This window comes from Planobacterium oryzisoli, assembly GCF_015354315.1.
Lineage (GTDB): Bacteria > Bacteroidota > Bacteroidia > Flavobacteriales > Weeksellaceae > Planobacterium_A > Planobacterium_A oryzisoli.
In genome coordinates this window covers 328,678-336,850 of the sequence record NZ_JADKYY010000001.1, presented here as the reverse complement: position 1 = coordinate 336,850, position 8,173 = coordinate 328,678, and the positions used below count along the sequence as shown (strand labels likewise).

The window sequence follows — 8,173 nt, the reverse complement described above, 5'->3', positions numbered from 1 at the left end:
TACATGCTCTAGCACATAATATCAAGAAAAGGACGGCATAAACCGTCCTTCTGCTTGGGCTAAAAACCCAAAATCTACTTTTTTAACCCCAATTGGCTAAAAACAAAAGACTGTCCTCATTTTAGTTATGGGGACAGCCTCTATATACAATTAATTAAAACATTTATCTAGGAATTGTTCCTGCTCCCAAAGAGTGTGAAGTACACTTTCCTTGGCGGCGTAGCCGTGGGACTCTTTAGGAAGCAAAACCATTCGAACGGGCGCTCCCAAATTTTTCAAGGCTTGGAAATACCGCTCCGTCTGCAAGGTAAATGTGCCCGGGTTATTGTCTGCATCCCCATGGATAAGTAGCATAGGCGTTTTCATTTTATGCGCGTTCATAAATGGAGACATAGTATTGTAAATTTCTGGTACATCCCAATAATTCCGTTGTTCACTCTGGAAACCGAACGGGGTAAGGGTGCGGTTATAGGCTCCACTTCTGGCAATGCCACACGCGTAGTCTTTGGTATGGGTAAGAAGGTTGGCCGTCATAAAAGCACCATAGGAGTGCCCTCCTACCGCTACTTTATTTCTATCAATATAACCTAAGGCGTCCAGTGCATCTATCGCCGCCCTACCGTTGGCTACAAGCTGAGGAATAAACGTATCGTTGGGTTCCGTCTTCCCTTCTCCGATTATAGGGAACGCTGCATCGTCCAGCACTGCATACCCCTTATTCACCCAATAGATAAAAGATCCGTAGCTTGGGAATGTAAAGTCGTTGGGATTCTGCGTATTCTGTCCTGCCGTATTTTTATCCTTATATTCTGTTGGATAGGCCCAGATAAGTAAAGGTAGTTTCTCTTTCTTGGCTTTTCTGTCGTAGCTTGCCGGAAGGTATAAAGTCCCCGTAAGTTCTACACCGTCGTTTCTTTTGTACTTTATCACTTCCTTGTGTACTCCGGAAAGACTGGAAAAAGGATTAGAGAATGAGGTTATAGGGGTCGCTTTTGCATTTTTAATATTGCGCTTATAGGTGTTTGGATAATCGGTAGCAGATTGCACACTTACCAGTATGTCCCCTTTCTTTATATCAAGTATGTCGATAATGCTTTCCTTCTGATTTTTCAGATTGGAACTGTAAATCCTTTTCTTACTTAAATCTTTCAGGCTAATTTCATCAATGAAAGGTTTCTGCCCTTCCTTGGAGTACCCCTCTCCGATTAAGTACGATTTTCCATTTTCCACATTTACCACATTTCTTCCAAATGCATTTCTCGTCTCTACAAAGGCACCCGGGTCACTATACACATCCTGATAGTTTCTATCGTCAATAACTCTACTTGCACCGGTTTTTAAATCGAGTAAATAGGACTTGGTGTTTCTAGTGTCGTACCAGCTATCAGATATTATGGCATAATCGGAATTGGTAAACTGGATTCCGGCATAACGTTGATTGGTTTTAAAGAGACTTTCTGGTTGTGAACTAAACGGTGCATCCCATGAAAAGATTTCGTCTCTCTTCTCTGCTTTAACGGACTGATCTCCTCCATCAAGTGCCTCTGCAAACACTAGTGATGCAGGTTTGTCGTCCCTCCATTGCATGCTTCTTTTTCCGGTTCTTGTCGAGGCAAATCCTTTCGGCATAATCTCCGTTAATGGAACCTCATTTACTTTTTTTACTAGGGTACCGCTTCTATCGTATATAGAGGTAGTCTGTGGAAACCGGCTCAATGGAACAATATACGAGTACGGACGCTTAATGGTAGTTAGCATTAAATAATTACCGTCTGGGGAGTAGCTCATCTGAGCATAGATATCCTGATCCATTAGTTTCTTGGAAGTTCCATCCAATCCCACCACATGGAGTTCAGAACGTGTAAGAGTTTCAAAATTGGCTTCGTCCTGAGGATTTTTAAGTAGATCTTGGTAGGTCCGATTTTGAGATACCTTGCCATCGGAAGTGGATACGATAGGCCCAGTGGGAAGGTCTAATGCTCCATCAATTAATTTCGGCCGGTTGGAGGGTATCATCCGTACAAGAAGGTGGGCTGAATCCTTTTGCCAAGTAAAAGGTGTTCCTAAGTTGGCATTAAGATGAGCACCGGTGATCTTTTTAGCGGTTGCAGTCTTAAGGTCTAAAACCCAAAGTTCCACTCCGCTAGTAGTAGTATTTGTAAAGGCCAGTTTTGTTTCATCAGGAGAAAAGGATGTATATCCTATTTTCGCGTTCTGGGGAAGACCATTTACCTGCACCTCATTCTTGTCCTGAAGTTTTCGTACTTTAAGGTTGTTGGTGTAGGTCATCGTACTGGAAATGTTGGTCAATGGATTTATTCTCAGCCCTGCCAAGCGCATCTCCTGCTGATTTAATTCGTCCAGTGTTTTGTACGTGTTCCTATACGAAAAAATCATCCAGTCCCGTTTGGAATCCATCCACACGGAAGGTGCTCGTTCATAGTCTGCCAGTTTTAAAATGGCCTCGGAGGGTTGTTGGTAGGTGATGTTTTCCTGAGCTTGGGCCACCCCCATAAAGGCCAGGATCACAGCCGTCAATTGAATTCTCATATTTATTTCATTTTTGACGAATTTAAGAATAATAAACAAAAAAAAGCAGCATGACTGCTGCTTAGAAATAATTTTGTTGATGTTACCTTACCATGCTGACATTTCCTTTCGCTTGGCAATCATGGCGTCGATGGAGAACTTTCCTGGTCCAAAGGCGAAAAGCATTAAATAATTAGCAAGATAGAGAAGACTCATTTCCTTATCTCCAAAGGGATCGGATCCATGAACCACCAATCCAGCTACAGCCATGGTTATTAGAAGGAAAAACACCGCCCAACGTGTGAAAAGTCCTAATATGATAAATATAGAGCATACGAACTCTGCAAATACGGCCAATCCCAAGGAAACTTCAGGACCAAGGCCAAGGAAATTATAAAAACTAATTGGCTCGTCTCCGGAGAGTTTCATAAGTTTAGGAAACCCGTGGGAAATCATTGCAAATCCTATAAAAATTCGTACTGCCAAAAGAACGAGCTCGTTTACGACCGGATAGGTCTTAATCGAGGTAAAATAACCCATAGAGTATAATTTTAATAACAAAGCTAATAAAAAAAACTTCCAAGTGGCGTTATGCCTAACTTCTTCTATCTATAGCCGAAGCTCTTTAGATCACGGTCGCTTTTTCTCCAGTCTTTCTTTACTTTCACAAAAAGATTAAGATGTATTTTCTTTCCAAAGAATTTCTCTAGGTCCATGCGGGCTTGCGTGCCCACTTTCTTGATCGCATCCCCTTTGTGCCCAATGATAATCCCTTTCTGTGTATCACGTTCCACATAGATGATAGAATCAATAAAAATTATACCTTCTTTTTCTTTGAACTGTTCTGTGACCACTTCCACCGCATAAGGAATCTCTTTTTCGTAGTTCAGAAGAATCTTCTCACGAATGGCTTCATTAACAAAGAAGCGTTCTGATTTATCGGTGAACTGGTCCTTATCGTAGTACGGTGGACTCTCAGGAAGTAAAGATTTAAGTTTAGGTAGAATCAGCTCCGTATTAATTCCCTCCAAAGCAGAAATGGGAAGTATCTCGGCTTTTGGAATTTTTTGATGCCACTGTTCTATGACCTCTTCCATGGCCTGCTGCGAGGATGCATCAATTTTGTTTATCAGTATTAGAACCGGCACAGGAATTTTATTGAGCTTCTCAATTAGAAATTCACTCTGTTCGGTTTTATCGGTGATGTCTACTATAAAAAGGAACACATCTGCATCCTGAAGCGAATCCTTCACAAAATCCATCATCCGCTCCTGGAGTTCGTATTTTGGATCTAGCACCCCAGGGGTGTCGGAGAAAACGATTTGTACATCTTCCTCATTATAGATACCAAAAATACGGTGCCTTGTCGTTTGTGCTTTTTGGGTCACAATAGCCAGTTTTTCCCCCATTAGATTATTAAGCAGGGTGGATTTGCCGGCATTTGGCTTGCCTACTATATTGACAAATCCAGCTTTATGTGCGTTCAAATTAGTAATATTAAATAGTTAGATATCCAAATTTAGCAATTTAAATTAGGATGGGTCCGCATTTACTTTGACAATGCGAATTTTAAAAAATAAAGAATCAGATAGCCTTAAATAGTATTAAAAATCCATTGTGAAAGGTTCTTCTTCACTGCTTGTAATACCCAGCGCCTCATAGATGTAGCGATAAGTAGAAAGAAGCACAGGTTTTCCCTGTATAATACATACATCGTGCTCGAAATGGGCCGATGGTGAGTTGTCTGCTGAAGTTACTGTCCAACCGTCCTTATGGAATACTACTTTTTCAGTACCCATGTTCACCATGGGTTCAATAGCCAGGGCAATACCGTCTTTAAGAACTTTTCCGCTCCCTTTCTTTCCGTAGTTTGGCACTTGGGGGTCCTCATGCATCTTTTTTCCAAGACCATGTCCTACAAGCTCTCTGACAACTCCATACCCGTGGGCTTCGCAGTGGCTTTGAATTGCGTGGGAAATATCTCCTACACGCTTTCCTCTCACGCACTGTTCTATTCCTTTGTATAAAGACTCTTTTGTTACTTCTAAAAGTTTTTTTACTTGTGGATCAACTTCCCCCACCTGAAAAGAATATGCATGATCACCATAGAACCCGTTCATGTACACCCCGCAGTCCACAGAAAGTATATCTCCTTCTTTAAGTGGTTTTTCATTAGGTATGCCATGCACTACTTCAGAATTCGGTGAAATACACAGGTGCTTAGGGAAACCGTACATTTGGTAAAACGCAGGTTCTCCACCATGGTCACGTATAAACTCTGCAGCAAGAGTATCCAAATGCAGGGTAGTGACTCCTGGTTGTATTTCCCGTGCAAGCATCCCTAACGTTTTAGAAACCAGCTGCGCGCTCTCACGCATCAGTCTTAGTTCCTCAATGGTTTTAAGCTGTATCATAGGTTTACCAGAAAAGGCCTTTCTTTTTTTCTTTTTTTAGCTTGGAGTATGCAAGCACTTCACCACCATTTACTCGGAATTCAATCTTTTCGTTGATGATGTTATAAATTTCTCCCCATCCTGGGAAACCTCCCAAATTCCTGTCGTCAATAAAAAGATCCGCATCGATCTTTCGGGATGCATGCTCGGAGTCAAATATTTCCCCCTCAAAACTGGAATTCACCGCATAGAATTCTACGCCGTTCTTCTTGCAAAAGTCCACTGCTTCCTGTAGGGACTGACCATGACGGTACGTCCAGAGGATAAGGCGGTATCCTTCACTCTGAAGCTGCTTAAGGGTTTCAAATGCAAATGTTTTCGCTTTTCCTATGCCTGGATAGGCATCCTCTACGATGGTGCCATCAAAATCGATAGCCAACTTCTTGTTACTCTTTATCATTACTGTCCGTAGCGTTGAATTTTTAAGATTGGCAAAGATACAAAAAACGAGCCGATTCTCTCTAGAAACGGCCCGATCGAAAAATATATTTACTTCTCTCTTAGCTCTTCACCCATTTAAATTGGTATTCATGGTCCGGAGTTGCAATTCGGTCGGTTATTCGTTGTAATCTTGCAGGTAATTTCATCAAATATTCCTGTGCTTTTTGGGCAGATTCATTCAGATTGGAAATATGTTCAATTTTCCAGCCTTCCAGTAGGTCTTTAAGTATGTCAATGTAGTCCTGAGCAGTATAAACCATACAGCGCTGCGCCGCATCAGAAAAATGCCCCCATAACTCTCCTGCCTTCTGACCGCTTTCGCGCATCATATGGGCAGGCATCACAATTTTTTTGCGCATCATGTCCTCGAAGGCAAGCATCATCTCTGAAGGGTCCAGTTCGAAAATACGCGCTACAAAATGTTTGTATGCTTTAGCGTGGCGCGCCTCGTCGGCAGCTATTACTGCGCACATTTTTGCCAGTTTCTTATTTCCACTTTGCTTGGCCAAGGAGCCTACCCTTCGGTGGGATACATTAGTGGCGGTTTCCTGAAAACTGGTATATACGAAATTCCTGTATGGATCCATTGAAGTTCCAATGTCGAATCCGTCCTGTATCAGATATTGGGTGGTGATTTCCACCTCCCTCATATTGACTCTACCACAGAGATAAAGGTATTTATTAAGTAAATCACCGTGGCGATTTTCCTCAGCGGTCCAACTCCGAACCCACTTGCTCCAATCGTTACCGTTTACTTGGTCCACCCCTTCAATCCCCATGATCCAACTTTCATAACTGGGTAAAGCTTCCTCGGTGATGCAGTCGCCAATGAGGGTAACAAACAAATCGTAAGGCATATCATGGGCAAAATGCTGGAGCTCTTGCAGCTCGGTATGAAAATCATCCGCAGTGGTGTCTGGTAGGAAGTCCGAAGGTTGCCAAATTTTCTCTACAGGAGTTAAATATTTTTCTATAAATGAACCGACCTCTTTGCCTAAGGTCTTCATCACTTCTAATTTTACTAATTGGTTATACATCTAAATTTATTATGGTTACGAAGATAAGTAAAATATTATACTTAGCATAAGACTTCTTTATACTAGTCATAACTGTACAATTCGTACTAAAATAAGGCAAAAATTATACATCGGATTAGCATAAAAAAACCGACCCAAAGGTCGGTTAATTATTAAATTAAAGTGGTCTATTTTATTAGCACTTCCCCTGTCATCTCTTCAGGTAGCGGTATTTCCATTGCCTTTAGGATGGAGGGTGCCACATCGCCTAGTTTTCCATCCTTCACACTCCAGATGCGCTCTTTATCCATAACAACTAGTGGTACCAGGTTGGTTGAATGCTGCGTGTTTGGCGATCCGTCCGGGTTAATCATGACATCGCTGTTACCGTGGTCTGCAAGGATAAAGACCGTGTAGCCGTGCTCATAGGCTGCTGTAGCAACCTTTTCGATACATTGATCCACCGTCTCGGCGGCCTTCACCGCGGCCTCAAAGACTCCAGTATGCCCCACCATATCGGCATTAGCAAAATTCAAACAGATGAAATCCGCAGATTCTGCAATAATTTCCGGAACGATGTTTTCGGTGATTTCAAAGGCAGACATTTCTGGTTTAAAATCGTATGTAGGTACATCCTTCGGACTAGGGCAGAGTATTCTTCTCTCATTAAGGAAGACATCCTCTCTTCCTCCCGAAAAGAAAAAAGTAACGTGTGGATATTTTTCGGTTTCTGCTACGCGTATTTGACTTTTTCCGTGGCGTTCTAATATTTCCCCCAAAGTTCCGGTGAGTACCTCCTCATCAAATACTACTTTGACGTTGTTGAAATCCTTATCATAGTTTGTAAGAGTAACATAATAGAGGTCCAACTTGTACATTGCATACTCCTCGAAGCTTCGTTGTGATAGGGCCTCGGTGATTTCTCTTCCTCTGTCGGTCCTGAAGTTAAAGCAGAATACCACATCTTCCTCTTCAATGCGGGCCATTGGAAGATTGTTGTCCTTGCAGTTGATGATTGGCTCTATAAATTCATCAGTTATACCGTTCTTATACGAGTCCTCAATGGTCTTTAAAACGTTGTGGGTTTTGTCACCTACCCCATGCACCATAGCATCGTAGGCCAGTTTTATACGTTCCCAGCGGCGATCTCTATCCATAGCATAGTAGCGGCCAATAACCGAGGCAAGATGTCCGCCTGTTAATTTCATATGGTACAAAAGATCCTCGATAAACCCTTTTCCCGAATGGGGATCACAATCCCTTCCATCGGTAAAGGCATGTACGTAGGTTCGGTCAGAGATTCCGTATTCGTGCGCTGCAGAAAGCAGTCCTTTCAGATGGTTTATGTGGGAATGCACTCCACCGTCCGAAACCAAACCAATAAAATGCACTTTTTTATGATTGAGTTTTGCGTACTCAAAAGCCTGTGTAATCACATTCTCTTTGCCAAGCGTAGCATTTTCTACCGCCATATTGAGTTTCACCAAATTTTGAAACACCACGCGCCCTGCTCCTAAATTCATATGTCCCACTTCAGAATTTCCCATCTGACCTACTGGCAAACCCACCGCAAGGCCACTGGCCTCGAGTTTGGAGTTAGGGAATTCCCGCATGACGCGGTCCATAAACGGTGTGTTAGCCTGCGCAATGGCCGACGCTTTAGGATCCTCTCCCAGCCCCCAACCGTCCAGAATAGCTAATAGTGCTTTTTTTGACATAGTTTTACTGATTTAG

General features: G+C 42.4%; 7 protein-coding genes. All 7 read right to left on the bottom strand.

The features are described from left to right. Window positions 1-150 precede the first annotated feature (150 nt). Window positions 151-2,550, bottom strand: coding sequence for an alpha/beta hydrolase family protein (locus IC612_RS01580; protein WP_194738407.1), 2,400 nt, complete (start codon window positions 2,548-2,550; stop codon window positions 151-153). A gap of 87 nt (window positions 2,551-2,637) precedes the next feature. Further along, entirely contained in the window at window positions 2,638-3,069 is a 432-nt protein-coding gene (locus IC612_RS01575; protein WP_194738406.1) for a DoxX family protein, read from the bottom strand. Between the two features lie 65 nt (window positions 3,070-3,134). Next, a complete protein-coding gene (era, locus tag IC612_RS01570; RefSeq protein ID WP_194738405.1) occupies window positions 3,135-4,016 on the bottom strand; it encodes a GTPase Era in 882 nt (293 codons plus the stop codon). 117 nt (window positions 4,017-4,133) lie between these two features. Beyond that, window positions 4,134-4,943 (bottom strand): type I methionyl aminopeptidase, encoded by an 810-nt coding sequence (map, locus tag IC612_RS01565; protein WP_194738404.1) that lies wholly within the window; start codon window positions 4,941-4,943, stop codon window positions 4,134-4,136. 4 nt (window positions 4,944-4,947) lie between these two features. Beyond that, window positions 4,948-5,379 carry a BT0820 family HAD-type phosphatase gene (locus tag IC612_RS01560; RefSeq protein WP_194738422.1) on the bottom strand — a complete coding sequence of 144 codons (432 nt, stop codon included), beginning with the start codon at window positions 5,377-5,379 and terminating at the stop codon, window positions 4,948-4,950. 103 nt (window positions 5,380-5,482) lie between these two features. Then, a complete protein-coding gene (locus IC612_RS01555) occupies window positions 5,483-6,460 on the bottom strand; it encodes an acyl-ACP desaturase (protein ID WP_194738403.1) in 978 nt (325 codons plus the stop codon). A gap of 167 nt (window positions 6,461-6,627) precedes the next feature. Next, a complete protein-coding gene (gene gpmI / locus IC612_RS01550) occupies window positions 6,628-8,157 on the bottom strand; it encodes a 2,3-bisphosphoglycerate-independent phosphoglycerate mutase (protein WP_194738402.1) in 1,530 nt (509 codons plus the stop codon). Window positions 8,158-8,173 lie beyond the last annotated feature (16 nt).

Bases quoted from the DNA above. Each gene is read 5' to 3' on its own strand.
- IC612_RS01580 (WP_194738407.1), bottom strand. From the start codon at position 2,550: ATGAGAATTCAATTGACGGCTGTGATCCTGGCCTTTATGGGGGTGGCC.
- IC612_RS01575 (WP_194738406.1), bottom strand. From the start codon at position 3,069: ATGGGTTATTTTACCTCGATTAAGACCTATCCGGTCGTAAACGAGCTC.
- map (WP_194738404.1), bottom strand. From the start codon at position 4,943: ATGATACAGCTTAAAACCATTGAGGAACTAAGACTGATGCGTGAGAGC.
- IC612_RS01555 (WP_194738403.1), bottom strand. From the start codon at position 6,460: ATGTATAACCAATTAGTAAAATTAGAAGTGATGAAGACCTTAGGCAAA.
- gpmI (WP_194738402.1), bottom strand. From the start codon at position 8,157: ATGTCAAAAAAAGCACTATTAGCTATTCTGGACGGTTGGGGGCTGGGA.